This is a genomic window from Blastococcus sp. SYSU DS0541 (genome assembly GCF_054050875.1).
The window spans coordinates 116,146-131,493 of the sequence record NZ_JBJHAD010000006.1; the positions used below are offsets into that span (position 1 = coordinate 116,146).

Annotated in this window: 13 protein-coding genes; 6 read left to right on the top strand and 7 right to left on the bottom strand. The window is 74.4% G+C overall.

Annotated features, from left to right (window positions below):
* Window positions 1-6: 6 nt before the first annotated feature.
* The 4 genes from tpiA (at window position 7) to ACI794_RS08990 (ending at window position 3,603) form a co-directional block, all read left to right on the top strand.
* Complete coding sequence (tpiA, locus tag ACI794_RS08975) at window positions 7-828, top strand: triose-phosphate isomerase (protein WP_456616186.1); 822 nt, start codon at window positions 7-9, stop codon at window positions 826-828.
* A 47-nt stretch (window positions 829-875) separates the two neighbouring features.
* Entirely contained in the window at window positions 876-2,651 is a 1,776-nt protein-coding gene (locus ACI794_RS08980; protein WP_456616187.1) for an ABC transporter substrate-binding protein, read from the top strand.
* Window positions 2,652-2,898: 247 nt separating this feature from the next.
* Complete coding sequence (gene secG / locus ACI794_RS08985; RefSeq protein ID WP_456580489.1) at window positions 2,899-3,135, top strand: preprotein translocase subunit SecG; 237 nt, start codon at window positions 2,899-2,901, stop codon at window positions 3,133-3,135.
* Window positions 3,136-3,261: 126 nt separating this feature from the next.
* Window positions 3,262-3,603 carry an RNA polymerase-binding protein RbpA gene (locus ACI794_RS08990; RefSeq protein ID WP_456580490.1) on the top strand — a complete coding sequence of 114 codons (342 nt, stop codon included), beginning with the start codon at window positions 3,262-3,264 and terminating at the stop codon, window positions 3,601-3,603.
* 1 nt (window position 3,604) lies between these two features.
* Here the strand turns inward: ACI794_RS08990 and pgl are convergent, their stop codons facing one another.
* From pgl to tkt, 6 genes are all read right to left on the bottom strand, one after another.
* A complete protein-coding gene (gene pgl / locus ACI794_RS08995; protein ID WP_456616188.1) occupies window positions 3,605-4,420 on the bottom strand; it encodes a 6-phosphogluconolactonase in 816 nt (271 codons plus the stop codon).
* The gene (locus tag ACI794_RS09000; RefSeq protein ID WP_456616189.1) at window positions 4,417-5,445 is read right to left on the bottom strand and encodes a glucose-6-phosphate dehydrogenase assembly protein OpcA; all 1,029 of its coding nucleotides are present in this window, start codon (window positions 5,443-5,445) and stop codon (window positions 4,417-4,419) included. Before ACI794_RS09000 ends, pgl begins: the two co-directional genes overlap by 4 nt.
* A 37-nt stretch (window positions 5,446-5,482) precedes the next feature.
* Window positions 5,483-7,000 carry a glucose-6-phosphate dehydrogenase gene (zwf, locus tag ACI794_RS09005; RefSeq protein WP_456616190.1) on the bottom strand — a complete coding sequence of 506 codons (1,518 nt, stop codon included), beginning with the start codon at window positions 6,998-7,000 and terminating at the stop codon, window positions 5,483-5,485.
* A 184-nt stretch (window positions 7,001-7,184) separates the two neighbouring features.
* Window positions 7,185-8,789, bottom strand: a complete 1,605-nt coding sequence (locus ACI794_RS09010) for a glucose-6-phosphate isomerase (RefSeq protein WP_456616191.1) — start codon at window positions 8,787-8,789, stop codon at window positions 7,185-7,187.
* Window positions 8,786-9,892: a transaldolase gene (gene tal, locus ACI794_RS09015; RefSeq protein ID WP_456616192.1), complete on the bottom strand. Its 1,107-nt coding sequence runs from the start codon at window positions 9,890-9,892 to the stop codon at window positions 8,786-8,788. The genes ACI794_RS09010 and tal overlap by 4 nt, the downstream gene beginning before the upstream one ends.
* 82 nt (window positions 9,893-9,974) lie before the next feature.
* Complete coding sequence (tkt, locus tag ACI794_RS09020) at window positions 9,975-12,188, bottom strand: transketolase (protein WP_456616193.1); 2,214 nt, start codon at window positions 12,186-12,188, stop codon at window positions 9,975-9,977.
* A 275-nt stretch (window positions 12,189-12,463) separates the two neighbouring features.
* Between tkt and ACI794_RS09025 the strand changes: the two genes are divergently transcribed.
* Window positions 12,464-13,393 (top strand): heme o synthase, encoded by a 930-nt coding sequence (locus ACI794_RS09025; protein ID WP_456602495.1) that lies wholly within the window; start codon window positions 12,464-12,466, stop codon window positions 13,391-13,393.
* Window positions 13,394-13,910: 517 nt separating this feature from the next.
* A complete protein-coding gene (locus ACI794_RS09030; RefSeq protein WP_456616194.1) occupies window positions 13,911-14,219 on the top strand; it encodes a DUF559 domain-containing protein in 309 nt (102 codons plus the stop codon).
* Window positions 14,220-14,278: 59 nt separating this feature from the next.
* On the opposite strand, the gene ACI794_RS09035 is transcribed toward ACI794_RS09030, so the two are convergent.
* Entirely contained in the window at window positions 14,279-15,205 is a 927-nt protein-coding gene (locus ACI794_RS09035) for a COX15/CtaA family protein (protein WP_456616195.1), read from the bottom strand.
* Window positions 15,206-15,348: the final 143 nt, after the last annotated feature.

Here is a 15,348-nt window from a genome sequence, read left to right on the forward strand (position 1 = left end):
GCGGACATGGCAGGCACGCGTCCCACCCCGGCCCGCGAGGGCCGCCGGCCGCTCATCGCCGGCAACTGGAAGATGCACATGACCCACCTGGAGGCCATCGGGCTGGTCCAGAAGGTGGTCTTCTCGCTCAAGGAGGAGGAGCTCGAGGCGGCCGAGGTCGTCGTCCTCCCGCCGTTCACCGCCTTGCGCAGCGTGCAGACGCTCGTGGCCGGCGACAAGCTGGACATCGGCTACGGCGCGCAGGACCTCTCGCCCCACGACTCCGGCGCCTACACCGGTGACGTCAGCGGCGCGATGCTGAGCGCCCTGGCCTGCCGCTACGTGACCGTCGGGCACTCCGAGCGGCGCGCGCTGCACGACGAGGACGACGCGGTCGTCGCCGCCAAGGTGCGCAGCAGCCTGCGGCACGGCATCGTGCCGATCCTGTGCGTGGGGGAGGGGCTCGACGTCCGCAAGGCCGGCACGCACGTCGCCCACTGCACCGGTCAGCTGGACGCCGCCCTCGAGGGGCTCACGGCCGAGCAGGTCGCCGGGCCCGGCGGTGGCGTCGTGATCGCCTACGAGCCCGTGTGGGCGATCGGCACCGGCGAGGTGGCCACCCCGGAGGACGCGCAGGAGGTCTGCGGCGCCCTGCGCGCGCGGCTCGCCGAGCGCTTCGGGAGTGACAGCGCGGCCACGGTCCGTATCCTCTACGGCGGGTCGGTGAAGGCCGCCAACACGGCCGGGATCCTGGCCGGGGCGGACGTCGACGGCGCACTCGTCGGCGGGGCCAGCCTGGACGCCGAGGAGTTCGCGCAGATCTGCCGGATCGCCGCCGGGGGTAGCTGAGCCCTGCTGCCCGCCGCCGGCCGGACACGGATGGGGGTGGGCAGCAGGTGGAGCCTTCGACGCTGGAGCGGTGGACCGACCGGCTCCCGCCCTGGGCGCGGGGCTGGTCGCGCCGGCGCCTGCTGGCCTCCGCCGCGGTGATCACGCTGGTCGTGGTCCTCGCCGTGAGCTGCCTCGGAAGCACGGGTGGGCGGGCCGACGTGCCGGTGCTCGCCGACGGCCCCGACGCCGGCGTCGAGGGCGTGCGGTCGCCGTCGGACCAGCGCGGCGGCACGCTGCGGGTGGTCGCGCCCGCCGTCGACAGCCTGGACCCGCAGCGCTCCTACCTGCCGGGCGTGTGGAATCTCATGCGGCTCTACACCCGGACCCTGGTCACGTACTCGAGCGAGGCGGGGGGTACCACCGAACTGGTGCCCGACCTCGCGACCGATCTCGGCACCGTCTCCGAGGACGGGCTGACGTGGACCTTCACGCTGAAGGAGGGCGTCCGCTTCGAGAACGGCCGCCCCATCACCAGCGCCGACGTGAAGTACGGGATCCAGCGGTCGTTCGCGTCGGACGTGATCGTCGGTGGGCCGACCTACCTGGTGGGCCTGCTCGACGACCCGGCCAACCCCTACCCGGGGCCGTACTCCACCGACGAGGACGACCCCGACCTCACCTCCATCGAGACGCCCGACGAGCGCACCGTCGTCTTCCGGCTGCGCACCGCGCAGCCGGAGCTGCCCTACGTGCTGGCGCTGCCGTCGGCCGGCCCGGTGCCGGCCGAGGCCGACACCCGCGGCGCGTACGGTGCCGACCCGGTGTCCTCCGGGCCCTACGCGATCACCTCGGTGGACCCGGAGACCGGCATCCTGCTGGAGCGGAACCCGGAGTGGGACCCGGCGACCGACGAGGTGCGCACGGCGCTGCCGGACAGCGTGGTGGTGCGCACGGGGCTCTCCGGGTTGGCGCGCGACCAGGCGCTGCTCGCCGGCTCCGCCGACCTGGACATCTCCGGCACCGGGGTCATGCCCGCCACCACGGTGCGCCTCGCCGGTGAGGACGGGGAGCAGCTGATGGACCGGGTGGACGACGTCACGACCGGCGCCGTCCGCCTGCTGGCGCTGCCCACGGACGTCGCGCCCATGGACGACGCCGGCTGCCGGACCGCCGTCGCGGCCGCCGTCGACCGGCGCGCCGTCCAGGATGCGCTCGGCGGGGCGGTCGACGCGGTGCGCAGCAGCTCGCTGTGGCCGCGGGTCCTGTCCGGCGGCCCCGAGGGCGGCGCCGAGGGCCCGGACCTGGCCGCGGCCCGGGCCGCCCTGGAGGAGTGCGGGCGGCCCGACGGGTTCGCCACCGTCCTCGCGGTCCCCGACGTGAGCAGCAGCGTCGACGTCGCCGAGGAGCTCGCCGCGCAGCTCGGCGAGGTCGGGATCGACGTCGAGGTGCGCCCGCTGGACCCCGCGACCTTCTACGCCACCGACGTCGGCAACCCCGACAACGTCGCCGCCAGCGGCTACGGCCTGATCCTGGCCACCCGGACCGCGGATTTCCCGACGCCCGGGTCGTTCCTCGTGCCGCTGGTCGACGGGCGCAGCATCGCCCGGGTCGGCAACCCGAACTACGCGCGGCTGGCCGACCCGGAGGTCGACGCCCTGGTCGACCGGGCACGGGCGGGCGAGGCGGAGTGGGCCGAGGTCGCCGCGGCGGCCCAGGCGCGGGCGGCCTACGTGCCGCTCGCCGAGACCCGCATCCAGCTGCTGGCGGGGCAGCGGCTGCGCAACGGCCTGGTGATGCACCCCTACGACGGTTACGACGTCGCCACCGCCGGCGTCCGCTGACAGCCGCGGGAGCATCGCACCGAGGAACGGTCCAGTGGCCGCGCTCCAGGGTCCCGCCGCGAGCGAGCGAGCGGTGCTGGGCAGTGGGGTCCTTCCTGGACCGGGGCGCGGGAGCGGACCGGTGTGTCAGCCCGCTGACAGCGGCGGGCGGCACCGGCAGTGCTGACCGGTGCACCGCCGCCCGTCGGCTACGCTCGAACCGAGAGCTGGCGTCCGTCGCCGGTCGCCGACACTTCCGGAGAGGTCAATGGAGCTGGTCCTCAACGTGCTGCTGGTCCTCAGCAGCCTGCTGCTCGTGGTGCTCATCCTGCTGCACCGCGGCAAGGGGGGCGGGCTGTCCTCGATGTTCGGGGGCTCGGTGTCCTCTTCGCTGTCCGGGTCGTCGGTCGTGGAGAAGAACCTCAACCGCCTGACCGTGCTCACCGCGATCGTCTGGACGGTCTGCATCGTCGCCCTGGGCATCCTGATCAAGGTCAATCCCTGACCTTGCCCCACGTGGCCTGCTTCACAGCCGGCGCGCAATCGTGACCGGGAAACAGCCTCCCAGGCCCTAGACTCCTCCCGCGGTGGTCGGCGTCGCCGCGCCCGGACGGACGATCAGGGGGCACACGTGGCTGGTGGGAATGCGATCCGGGGCACCCGGGTCGGGGCGGGTCCGGTCGGCGAGGTCGAGCGCGGCGAGTCCGCGCCCCGCCGGCGGATCCCCTTCTGGTGCGCCAACGGCCACGAGACGCGCGTGGTCCTCGCGAGCGACGCCGAGGTGCCCGAGCTGTGGGACTGCCCGCGCTGCGGGCTCCCGGCCGGGCAGGACCGGACGGCCCCGCCGCCGGCACCGCGGATCGAGCCGTACAAGACCCACCTGGCGTACGTGCGGGAACGGCGCAGCGACGCCGACGGCGACGCCCTGCTCGAGGAGGCCCTCGACCGGCTCCGCGTGCGCCGCGGCGGCTGACTCAGCCCCCGGCGCGGGGCAGCCGCGACGCGGCACCGGCGTCGAGCAGCCAGCGGGTGGCCCGGGTCCCGTGCACCCCGGCCGCGGGGAGGTCGACCGGGTCGGCTCCGCCCAGCGCGGCGGCCACCGCCTCGGCCTTCCCCTCGCCCGAGACGAGCAGCCAGACCTCCTCGGCGCTGTTGATCGCCGGGAAGCCGAGGCTGACGCGGGTCGGCGGCGGCTTGGGGCAGTCGCGCACCGCGACCACCGGGCGCGCGTCACGCACCGCGGGGGAGCCGGGGAAGATCGAGGCCGTGTGGCCCTCGGCCCCCATGCCCAGGAGCAGCACGTCGAAGCGGGGCAGCTCCGCACCCTCGGCGGCGTGCGCCCGGAGTTCGGCCAGGTAGGCCTCGGCGGCCTCCTCGGGCGAGCCGGAGCCGGAGTCCGACGCCGGCATCGCGTGCACCCGCTCCTCGGGGACGCCGACGCGGTCGAGCAGCGCGGCGCGGGCCTGACCCTCGTTGCGCTCGCCGTCCCCGGCGGGCACGAAGCGCTCGTCGCCCCACCAGACGTCGACCGCGGTCCAGTCGACGGTCTCGCGCACCGGCTCGGCGGCCAGGCCGGCCACCCGCTCCAGCACGGCGATGCCGATGCCGCCGCCGGTCAGCACCACCGATGCGGTGCCGTGCACCGCCTGGGCCGCGGCGAGCCGCGCGACGAGCGCCTCGGCGACCGCGCGGGCCAGCCGGTCGGCGTCAGGCTCGATCACGACGTCGGGGACGGGGCGGCCGGCGTGGGGGAGCTCGGCGGACACCCGGTCGCCGGGGGAGAGGCTCATCCTCCTGCACCGTCCTCGGGGTCGGTGTCGTCGGGCGCGGCGGGGTCGAACCACACGTGCTTCCGGACCGCGGGCCGGTCGGACAGCCCGGTGAGGCCGGTCGCGGCCTCCAGGGCGTCGCTGTAGGGCTCGTCGGGGTCGAGCCGGTGCAGCTCCTCGCTCAGCAGGTCCCCGAGGGGCCGCTCGGGCAGGGCGACGCTCGAGTCCGGCCGGTAGGGCTGGGAGATGACGGCGCCGCCCCGGCGATCGGCCCGGACCCGCACCTCCTCGTCCTGGTCCAGCTGCAGGGCGATCGACCCGACGCCGCTCGGCCCGGTCCGCTGCTCGGCCGGCGTGATCTCGATGCTGCAGCCGCTGCGGGAGGCGAGCCACCCGCCCAGCAGCTGGGCGGTGGCGTTGTGCGGATCGCCCTCGATCGTGCCGCCGCGCACCCGGACGGCGTCGCCCCGGCGGCCGGAGACGGAGTCCAGCGTCGAGGCGAGCGCCGCGCGCCAGGCGGTGCTCCGGGTCCAGGCCAGGTCCGAGTCCCCGGGGGCGTAGTCCTCGGCCCGGATGCGCAGAGCGGCCAGCGGGTCCTGCGCCAGAGCGGTGTCGGTGATCCGCCGGTCGGCGAAGACGCCCAGGGCGTCGGTCGCGATCCGCTCCGGCGGGCCCTCGTGCCACCAGGTGACGACCGGGGCGTCGGCGGCGAGCAGGGGCAGCACCACCGACTCGGCGTGCAGGGCCAGCCGCCCGTACATGCGCATCACGACGGCCTCACCGGGGCCGAGCCGGCCGCCGATGAGCACCTCAGCGTCCAGCCGGGGGCCGGGGGCGTCGATCTGCCGGCGGACCACGATCAGCAGGCGGCAGGGGTGCAGTTCGGCCGCGTGCGTCGCCGCCTCCTCCGCCTCGGCGACCCGGCTCTCGTCGGCCACGACGACCAGCGTCAGCGCGACCCCGGACAGGACGGCACCGCCGGTGCGCCGCTGGGCGGCCAGTTCCTTCACCACGGCCGATCCCGTGGTGTCCCACAGCGTGGTCATGGGGTCTCCTCCGGTCGGTGGCGCGGGCGGGCGGCGCTCACGGCCGCCGCCATCGACGGCCCTCGGCCGCGAGCATCTCGTCGGCGGCCCGCGGGCCCCACTCGCCGGCCCGGTAGGGGTAGGGCTCGTTGCCGGCCCAGAACTCCTCCAGTGGGTCGATGACCGCCCACGACGCCTCCACCTCGGCGTTGCGCGGGAAGAGGGTGGCGTCGCCCAGCAGGACGTCGAGGAGCAGGCGTTCGTAGGCCTCGGGGCTGCTCTCGGTGAACTGCTCGCCGTAGAGGAAGTCCATCGAGACGTCCCGGACCTCCATGACGCTGCCGGGGACCTTCGACCCGAACTTGAGGGTGACCCCTTCGTCGGGTTGCACCCGCACCACCAGCTGGTTGTTTCCCAGTTCCTGGGTGTCGGTCTCCGCGAAGGGCAGGTGCGGAGCCCGCGTGAACACCAGGGCGATCTCGGTGACCCGGCGGGGGAGCCGCTTGCCCGTGCGCAGGTAGAAGGGCACCCCGGCCCAGCGGCGGGTCTCCACGCCCAGCCGCACCGCCGCGTAGGTCTCGGTCGTCGAGGACGGGTCGACGCCCTCCTCCTGGCGGTAGGCCTGGACCCGCTGCCCGGCCAGCCAGCCCTGCTGGTACTGCCCGCGGATGGCTGACCGGCGCAGGTCGTCGGGCAGCGAGATCGCCCGCAGCACCTTGAGCTTCTCGGTGCGGATCTCCTCGGCGGAGAACTCGACCGGCTCCTCCATCGCGGTCAGCGCCAGCAGCTGCAGCAGGTGGTTCTGCAGCACGTCGCGGGCGGCGCCGGTCTTCTCGTAGAAGCCGGCCCGGCCGCCGATCCCGACGTCCTCCGCCATGGTGATCTGCACCGAGTCGACGTGGTGGCCGTTCCAGACCGGCTCGAAGAGGGTGTTGGCGAACCGCAGCGCCATCAGGTTCTGGACGGTCTCCTTGCCCAGGTAGTGGTCGATGCGGAAGACGTCGTCGGCGGTGAAGACCGAGTCCACCAGCGCGTTGAGCTCGCGGCTGGACTCCAGATCGGTGCCGAACGGCTTCTCCACCACGACCCGCCGCCAGCGCTCCGGCGTGCTGTCGGCCATCCCGGTGCGCTGCATCTGCTTGAGGACGACGGGGAACATCGCCGGCGGGATCGACAGGTAGAACGCCGCGTTCCCGCCGATGCCGTGGCTGCCCTCCAGCTCGGCGAGGTGGTGGGCCAGCTCGTCGAAGGCGTTGTCGTCGTCGAAGCTGCCCTGGACGAAGCGGACGGTGCCGGCCAGCCGCTCCCAGACCTCCTCGCGCCAGGGCGTCCGGGCGTTGTGGCGTGCGGCGTCGCGGGCCAGCTCGGCGAACTCGGTGTCGCCCCAGTCGCGGCGGGCGAAACCCAGCAGCGCGAAGTTCGTGGGCAGCAGGCCGCGGTTGGCGAGGTCGTACACGGCCGGCAGGAGCTTCTTGCGCGCGAGGTCACCGGTGATGCCGAAGACGACGAGGGCGCAGGGCTCGGGGACCCGGGGCAGCCGCCGATCGCGGGGATCGCGGAGGGGGTTGGGGATCATCGCGGGCCGCGCAGCGGGGAGAGGTTCACGAGCGGGCCGCACAGCGGGGGAGGAGTCACCAGCGGGCCACGCAGCGGGGAAGATGTCATCGTCCGTCCTCGTGGTCGGAGGGGTCGTCGTCCGGCCCCGGGGAGCCGGACGGCGGGGTGCAGCAGGCGCGGGTCGAGCGGCGGCTCCGGCGTCCTCAGCAGCGCAACGCGGTGAGCAGCTGGTCGATGCCCGCCGCGCGGTCGGTGAGGTGCAGGTGGAGCAGCGGGCGGTCGCGGTCGGCCAGCGCCTTCCGGTCGCCGGCGGCCTGGGCCGCCTGCAGGGTGCCGAAGGTGTACGGCCGGTCGGGCACCGGCAGGTCCTCGCCGATCGCGCCGGTGATCTGCAGGAAGACACCGACCTGCGGTCCGCCCTTGTGGTACTGCCCCGTGGAGTGCAGGAAGCGCGGGCCCCAGCCGAAGGTCACCGCCTGCTCGGTCCGCCTGGCCAGCGCGGTGCGCAGCGCGGCGGCGCGGGCGTCGCGGAGCCGGTCCAGGTAGGCCATGACGGCGAGGTAGCCACGCGGCGGCACGGCGGCGAGGAGGGCGTCCAGCGCCAGCGAGAGCCCGTCGTGGGACGACAGGTCCACCCCCGTGAGCACCGCCGCCGTGCCGCGGATCTCCACCGCGCCGATCGTGGCCTCGGCCGGCTCGTCGGGGAGCCCGGCGGCGAGGATCGCCCGGGTGTTCTCCTTGCTCTCGGTCACGTTCGGCTGGTCGAAGGGGTTGATGCCCAGCACCCGCCCGGCCACCGCGGTGGCGTACTCCCAGCCGAGGAACTGCGCGCCGAGCGGCCCGGTCACCCCGAGCACCGGCTCGGCGCCGGTGGCCTGCGTACCCACGAGACCCAGCAGCACGTCGGCGCCGGAGCGACCGGGCGCCTCGGGCGACTCGAGGACGACCGGCAGGATGCCGCGCCCCTCCTTGCCCGTGGACTCGGCGATGAGCTGCTCGGCCCAGTCGCCGAAGCCCTCGATCGGGGTCTCGCCGGCGTCGGCGAGGGCGAGCTTGTCGCGGCCGGCGCAGACCGCCGCGCCCAGCACCACCCCCAGCTCCATGGCCGGGTTGGCGGGGTCGGCGAGGTGCTCGGCCAGCTGCTCGGCGTCCTCGACGAGCGCGGCGACGTCGGCACCGGCGAGCGCGGAGGGGACCAGCCCGAAGGCGGAGAGCGCGCTGTACCGCCCACCGACGGTGGGGTCGGCGAGGAACACCGCCCGTGCGCCCATGGCCTGGGCCGTCTCCGCCAGCGGCGAGCCGGGGTCGGTGACGACGACGAAGCGCGCGCCGATCCGGCTCTCGTCGAGGCCGGCACGGGCGAACGCGCTCATGAACGCCCGCCGCTGGCTGTCGGTCTCGACCGTGCCGCCCGACTTGGAGCTGATCACCACGACGGTGCGCTCCGGCTCGGTCATGGCCGCCGCCACCTGCCCGGGGTCGGTGGTGTCGAGCACGACCAGCGGCACGCCGGCGGTCCGGCAGATGACCTCCGGTGCGAGCGAGGAGCCGCCCATGCCGCACAGCACGATCCGGTCCAGCCCCTCGGCGACCAGCTGGGCGCGGAGCTCGGCCAGGGACGCGAGCAACGACCGGGAGGTGGCCGGGAGGTCCAGCCACCCGAGCCGGACGGCGGCCTCGTCCTCGGCTTCGGGGCCCCACAGCGTCGCGTCCTTCCGCACGAGGCGGGCCGCGACGCCGTCCTGCTCGAGCTGCGCCCGGAGGGGCTGCGGGATCTCCAGCCCGGTGCAGGTGACCCCGAGGGTCACGCCTTGTCCTCCAGCTCCGTGCGCACCGACTCGGTGAGCTCGTCCCAGGACTCGACGAACTTCTGCACGCCCTCCTCCTCGAGCACCCGGAAGACGTCGTCGAGGTCCACGCCCGCGTCACGCACCGCCTGCATGACCCCCGCGGCGTCGTCGTAGGACTTCTGCACAGGGGTGCCGGGGGCGCCGTGGTCGGCGTAGGCCATGAGCGTCTTCTCCGGCATGGTGTTGACCGTGCCGGGGGCGATGAGCTCGCTGATGTAGAGGGTGTCGGAGTACTCCGGGTTCTTGACCCCCGTGGACGCCCACAGCGGCCGCTGCCGGCGGGCGCCCTTGGCCTCGAGGGCCTGCCAGCGCTCGGAGGAGAAGACCTCCTCGTAGGCCTGGTAGGCCAGCTGCGCGTTGGCGACGCCGGCCTTGCCCTTGAGCGAGGGGTCGGCGCCCGCGGCGTCCAGGCGCTTGTCGATCTCGCTGTCCACCCGGGAGACGAAGAACGAGGCCACCGACTCCAGCTGGGAGAGGTCGGCCTCCGGGTCGTCGGCGAGCCGCTGCTCCAGGCCGGAGAGGTAGGCGTCCATGACGGCCCGGTACCGCTCGAGGCTGAAGATCAAGGTGACGTTGACGCTGATCCCGCGGGCGATCGAGGTGGTGATCGCCGGCAGGCCGGCCTCGGTGGCGGGGATCTTGATGAACAGGTTGGGGCGGTCGACCAGCCACCACAGGTGGGCGGCCTCGGCGGCGGTGGCGTCGGTGTCGTCGGCGAGGCCGGGGGCGACCTCGAGGGACACCCGTCCGTCACCGGGCTGCCGGTCGGCCACCGGCCGCAGCAGGTCGCAGGCGTCGCGGACGTCGGCCGCCGTGACGGTGCGCAGGGCCTCCTCGACGCTCACCTGGCGCACCGCGAGGGCGTGCAGCTGGTCGTCGTAGGACTTCGAGCCGCTGATCGCCGCGGCGAAGATGGTCGGGTTGGTGGTCACGCCGACGACGGAGTGCTCGTCGACCAGTGACTGGAGGTTGCCGCTGCGGATGCGGTCGCGGGAGAGGTCGTCGAGCCAGACGGCGACCCCCGCGGACGACAGCTCGGCCAGGTTCTCGTTCTGTGCCATGTCAGGTGCCTTCCTGAGAAAGGACCCCCTTGCCCCCCACCACTCGCGAGCTCGCGGCGGGACCCTGCAAGGGGGCCAGGGTTTACCGATCGCCTGTTGCGTGGGTGAGGCCGCCGGTGGCGGCGACCGGACCGGCGGGGACGGCCGCTCCGGAGCGGGCCGCCTCGAGGCTCTCGCGCGCGGCGTCGACGACGGCCTGGTCGGTCAGGCCGAACTCCTCGTAGAGCACGGTGTAGGCGGCGCTGGCTCCGTAGTGGGTGAGCCCGACGATCCGCCCGGCGTCGCCGACGAACTCGCGCCAGCCCATGGGCACGCCCGCCTCGACGCTGACCCGGGCGCGGACCGAGGGCGGGAGCACCTCGTCCTTGTAGGCCTGCTCCTGGTCGGCGAACCACTCGACGCAGGGCACCGAGACCACCCGGGTCGGGACGCCGTCGGCCTCCAGCCGCTCGCGCGCCGCCACCGCGATCTGCACCTCGGAGCCGGTGCCGAGCAGGATGACCTCCGGGCTGCCGCCCGAGGCCTCGGCCAGGACGTAGGCGCCGCGCGCCACGCCCTCGGCGGAGGCGAACTGCTCGCGGTCGAAGACCGGCAGGTTCTGCCGGGAGAGCAGCAGGCCGGCGGGCCGGTCGTTGTTCTCCAGGATCGTGCGCCAGGCGACGGTGACCTCGTTGGCATCGGCGGGCCGGACGACGTCGAGCCCCGGGATCGCGCGGAGCGCGGCGAAGTGCTCGATCGGCTGGTGGGTCGGGCCGTCCTCGCCCAGGCCGATGGAGTCGTGCGTCCAGACGTAGGTCACCGGCAGCTGCATGAGGGCGGCCAGCCGGACCGCGCCCCGCATGTAGTCGGAGAAGGTGAGGAACGTCCCGCCGTACACCCGGGTGCCGCCGTGCAGGGCGATGCCGTTCATCACCGCCCCCATGGCGTGCTCGCGGACGCCGAAGTGGATGGTGCGGCCGTAGGGGCCGCCGGACCACATCTTCGTCTGCCGGTCGGCGGGCAGGAACGACGGCTCGCCCTCGACCGCGGTGTTGTTGCTCTCCGCGAGGTCGGCCGAGCCGCCCCAGAGCTCCGGCAGCCGCGGGTAGAGGGCGGCCAGCACCTTGCCCGAGGCCTTGCGGGTGGCCACGCCCTTCTCGTCGGCGGGGAAGGAGGGCAGCTCCTCGGCCCAGCCGTCGGGCAGCCGGCGCTCGCGCATGCGGGCCAGCAGCGCCGCGCCCTCGGGGTTGGCCCGCTCCCAGTCGGCGAACGCCTCGTCCCACTCCGCCCGGTCGGCGCGGCCCTTCTCGACGACGGAGCGGGTGTGGGCCAGCACCTCGCCGTCGACCTCGAAGGTCCGCTCGGGGTCGAAGCCGAGGATCTCCTTGGTGGCCCGCACCTCGTCCTCGCCGAGCGCCGACCCGTGCGAGGCGCCGGTGTTCTGCTTGGTCGGTGCCGGCCACGCGATGACCGTGCGCAGCACGATGAGCGAGGGCCGGCCGGTCTCGGCCTTGGCCGCGGCGAAGGCGGCGTCGACGGCGGCGAGGTCCTCGCCGTCGTCGACGTGCTGCACGTGCCAGCCGTAGGCCTCGTAGCGCTTGCCGACGTCCTCCGTGAAGGCGACGGTCGTGTCGTCCTCGATGGAGATCCGGTTGTCGTCGTAGACCAGCGTCAGGTTGCCGAGCCGCTGGGTGCCGGCCAGCGAGCAGGCCTCGCCGCTGACGCCCTCCTCCATGTCGCCGTCGGAGGCGAAGCACCAGACGTGGTGGTCGAAGAGGCTCTCGCCCTCGGCGGCGTCGGGGTCGAGCATGCCGCGCTCGCGGCGGGCGGCCATCGCCATGCCGACGGCGTTGCCGACGCCCTGCCCCAGCGGGCCGGTGGTGGTCTCCACGCCGGGGGTGTGGTTGACCTCGGGGTGGCCCGGGGTCTTCGAGCCCCAGGTGCGGAGCGCCTGCAGGTCCTCCACCTCGAGGCCGTAGCCGGAGAGGAAGAGCTGCACGTAGAGCGTCAGGCTGGAGTGACCCATCGAGAGCACGAACCGGTCGCGGGCGATCCACTGCGGGTCGCTGGGGTCGTGCCGAAGCCACTTGTGGAACAGCAGGTAGGCGGTGGGCGCCATGCTCATGGCGGTGCCGGGGTGGCCGTTGCCGACCTTCTGGACGGCGTCCATCGCGAGCACCCGCGCGGTGTCGATGGCGCGGCGGTCGAGGTCGCCGAAGTCCTGGGGGAGGGTGGGCTGCGGCTGCGACGGGCTGCCGGTGGGCGCGTCGGTCGCGGCCTCGGCCGGCGCTTCCGGCCCGGTGCTGCGCGTGTCCATCTGGTCGGTTCTCCCTCGAGGTTGGCCTGACGTCGTGCCCGGGCGCGCGGCCGGCCGGCGGTGGACCGGTGCGGAACCGGGGGGCGTGACGGCGTCGTCGTCGCCCCTACCCGCTGCACCGGCGGCAGCAACGTGATCAACCCTAGTCATCCGAGGTCATGCCGCGCGCCTGCGTCGGGACCGGCCGGGGCTACAGTGGGGGAGTTCCGCCTCCAGGCTCGAAGGGATCCCGTGGTGCCCTGCTGCCCGCGCGCGACCGCGCACGAGGGCACCCGGTGACGGCGCTCTCCGAGCGCGTCGCCCCTGCTCCCCGCCTCACCAGCCGGCTGCGTGCCCGCGTCGGCGCCTACGTCGGCCTCACCAAGCCGCGCATCATCGAGCTGCTGCTGATCACGACGGTGCCGGCGATGATGCTGGCCGACCGGGGCTGGCCGTCGCTGTCGCTGCTCTTCTGGACCCTGCTGGGCGGCACCTTCGCCGCCGGCGCGGCCAACGTCTTCAACTGCTACTTCGACCGGGACATCGACCGGTTGATGCAGCGGACCAGCAAGCGGCCGCTGGTGACCGGTGAGGTCACGCCGCGGGCCGCCCTCGTCTTCGGTTCCGTCCTGACGGTCAGCTCCATCGTGCTGCTGCTCGTGACGACGACGCCGCTGGCCGCGGTGCTCGCGGCGGCGGCGATCTTCTACTACGCCGTCCTGTACACGATGGTGTTCAAGCGGCACACCCGCCGCAGCACCGAGTGGGGCGGCGTCCCCGGCGCGGCACCGGTGCTGATCGGCTGGGCGGCCGTGACCGGGTCGCTGGACTGGCCGGCGGTCGTGGTCTTCGGCGTCGTCTTCTGCTGGCAGATGCCGCACTTCTGGGCGCTGGCCCTCCGGTTCAAGGACGACTACGCCCGGGCCGACGTCCCGATGCTGCCGGTTGTGACCACCGCGCTCTCGGTCGGCCGGCAGTCGGTGGCCTGGGCCTGGGCGACCGCGGTGGTCTCGCTGCTGCTCTGGCCGGTGGCCGCCGACTACGGCATCGGGCTGGGATACGCGATCCCGGCGGCGCTGCTCGGTGCCTGGTTCGTCGTGGAGTCCCACCGGCTGCTGGGCCGCATCAAGCGCGGCGGCGACATGAAGCCGATGCAGCTGTTCCACGTCTCGATCTCGTACCTGTCGCTGCTGTCGGTCGCGATCATCGTCGACGCCATCGTCTGAGCCCCGGCCCCGCCGAGCGTGCGCGCCGGCGCCCGGTTCCAGCGCTCGGAACCCGGCCCCAGCGCACACGCGACTGCCCGGATCGACCGGAAGGCCCTGGCCGCCTGGGTGTCGACCGGCCGGCTCCGCCGCATCCAGTCGGGCGTCTACGCGCTCCCCGCCCTGGCCGACGACTGGCGCCTCCGGGCCCGTGCCGCGGTGCAGGCGCGCGACGGGGCGCTCAGCCACCACACGCCGCTCTCGTGCTCTGGGGGCTCCTCCGCCGGGTGGACGGGCTCCCGGTCACCTGCGCGGAACGCGCGGTCGTGGACACCTGGGGCCGGCCGCACGGAACGTGCCGGGCGGATCTCCGGGCTGCCGCGATCACCGCCGTCCGCCGACGGCTGTGCCTCCCCGGGCAGCTGTTCGGCGAGATCGGCGGCGACCGTGCCTGCCGGGGCGCGCGGCGCTGGTCGAGCTGATCGAGCTCTTCGCGGAGGGGTGCCAGAGCGAACCGGGGATCTGGGGGTGCGTCGAAATGCTCCGCGCGCCGGGGATGCCCCGCTCCACCCAGCAGCGGCAGGTCACCGTCGGCGGCCGGACCCACCACCTGGACGCCGCGTACGACGACGTCCTGCTCGCCGTGGAGATGGACGGCGCGGCACGGCACGGTTCGCGGGAGCAGCGCGAGCGGGACATCCGCCGGGACGCGCTGCTCGCGACCGCCGGCCGGCGGACGCTCCGCTCCAGCTACCGCCGGCTGACCGCTGAGCCCGAGGAGTGCCGCCGTCAGATCCGGCCGGTGCACGCCGCGAGGCGACGCCTTCTGCGCGAGGGCGTGCGCTGACGCCCGGTTGCACCGGCCCGAACCGGGCGTCGGCGTACACGCTCAGCGATCCGCGCCGGTCAGCGGGCGGCGACCGCCGGCTCGGCGGGGGCGGTCACCGGCAGCTCGGACGCCGGCCCGCGGACCGACCAGACGAGCCGTGCGGTGTACGCGGTGATGAGCACGGCGCCCAGCATGTGCAGCAGCACGAGCAGGATCGGCAGGCCGGTGAAGTACTGGGCGTAGCCCACGACGCCCTGGGCCAGCTGGACGACGAGCAGGTCGCGGGCGGCCCGGCGGACCCGGCCGGGGGAGTCGGTCGCGTAGAGGGCGACGAGCAGGGCGACGGTGAGGCCCAGCAGCAGGAAGACGGCGTCGGCGTGCAGGTGGCTGACCAGCTCGGGGTCCAGCCCGGTGCGCCCGGCGTCGGGGTCGCCGCTGTGCGGGCCGCTGCCCGTCACGACCGTCCCCATGACCAGCACGAGCGCGGTGACGACGGCGATGGCGCCGACGAGGAGGCGGAACGGCGGCTTCAGCAGCGGCTGCCCGACCCCCGGCTCCCGTGAGCGCAGCCAGAGCACGGTGGTGAGCGCCACCAGGCCCATGGAGACGAGGAAGTGCGCGGCGACGGTCCACGGGTTGAGGCCGGTGAGGACGGTGATGCCCCCGATGACCCCCTGCGCGGGGATGCCGAGGAACGCGGCCGTGGCCAGGGGGCGGAGATCACGGCGCGGCGACCGGACGACCACGACGACGAGCGCCACGGCGAGGACGGCGAGGACGAACGTCAGCAGCCGGTTGCCGAACTCCACCACACCGTGGATGCCCATCTCCGGCGTCGTCACGAAGCTCTCGTCGGTGCACCGGGGCCAGGTGGGGCACCCGAGGCCGGAGCCGGTGAGGCGGACGACACCCCCGGTCAGCACGATCGCCCCGTTGGCCACCACGTTGGCGAGGGCGACCCGGGAGATGGTCGTGGTGGAGAAGGAGGCGGGCAGGACCGGCACGCTCCGATGCTAGTTGACGGACGCCGCTGCCCCGCGGCCCGCGAGCACGCCGCGGGGCCCTGCAGCCCGGGCCGCGTGAGGCTGATCACGAAGGCGTCCGGTCGGCGTCCTTCTTAGGTCGGCCTTGCTTGCGAGGTCCCCGA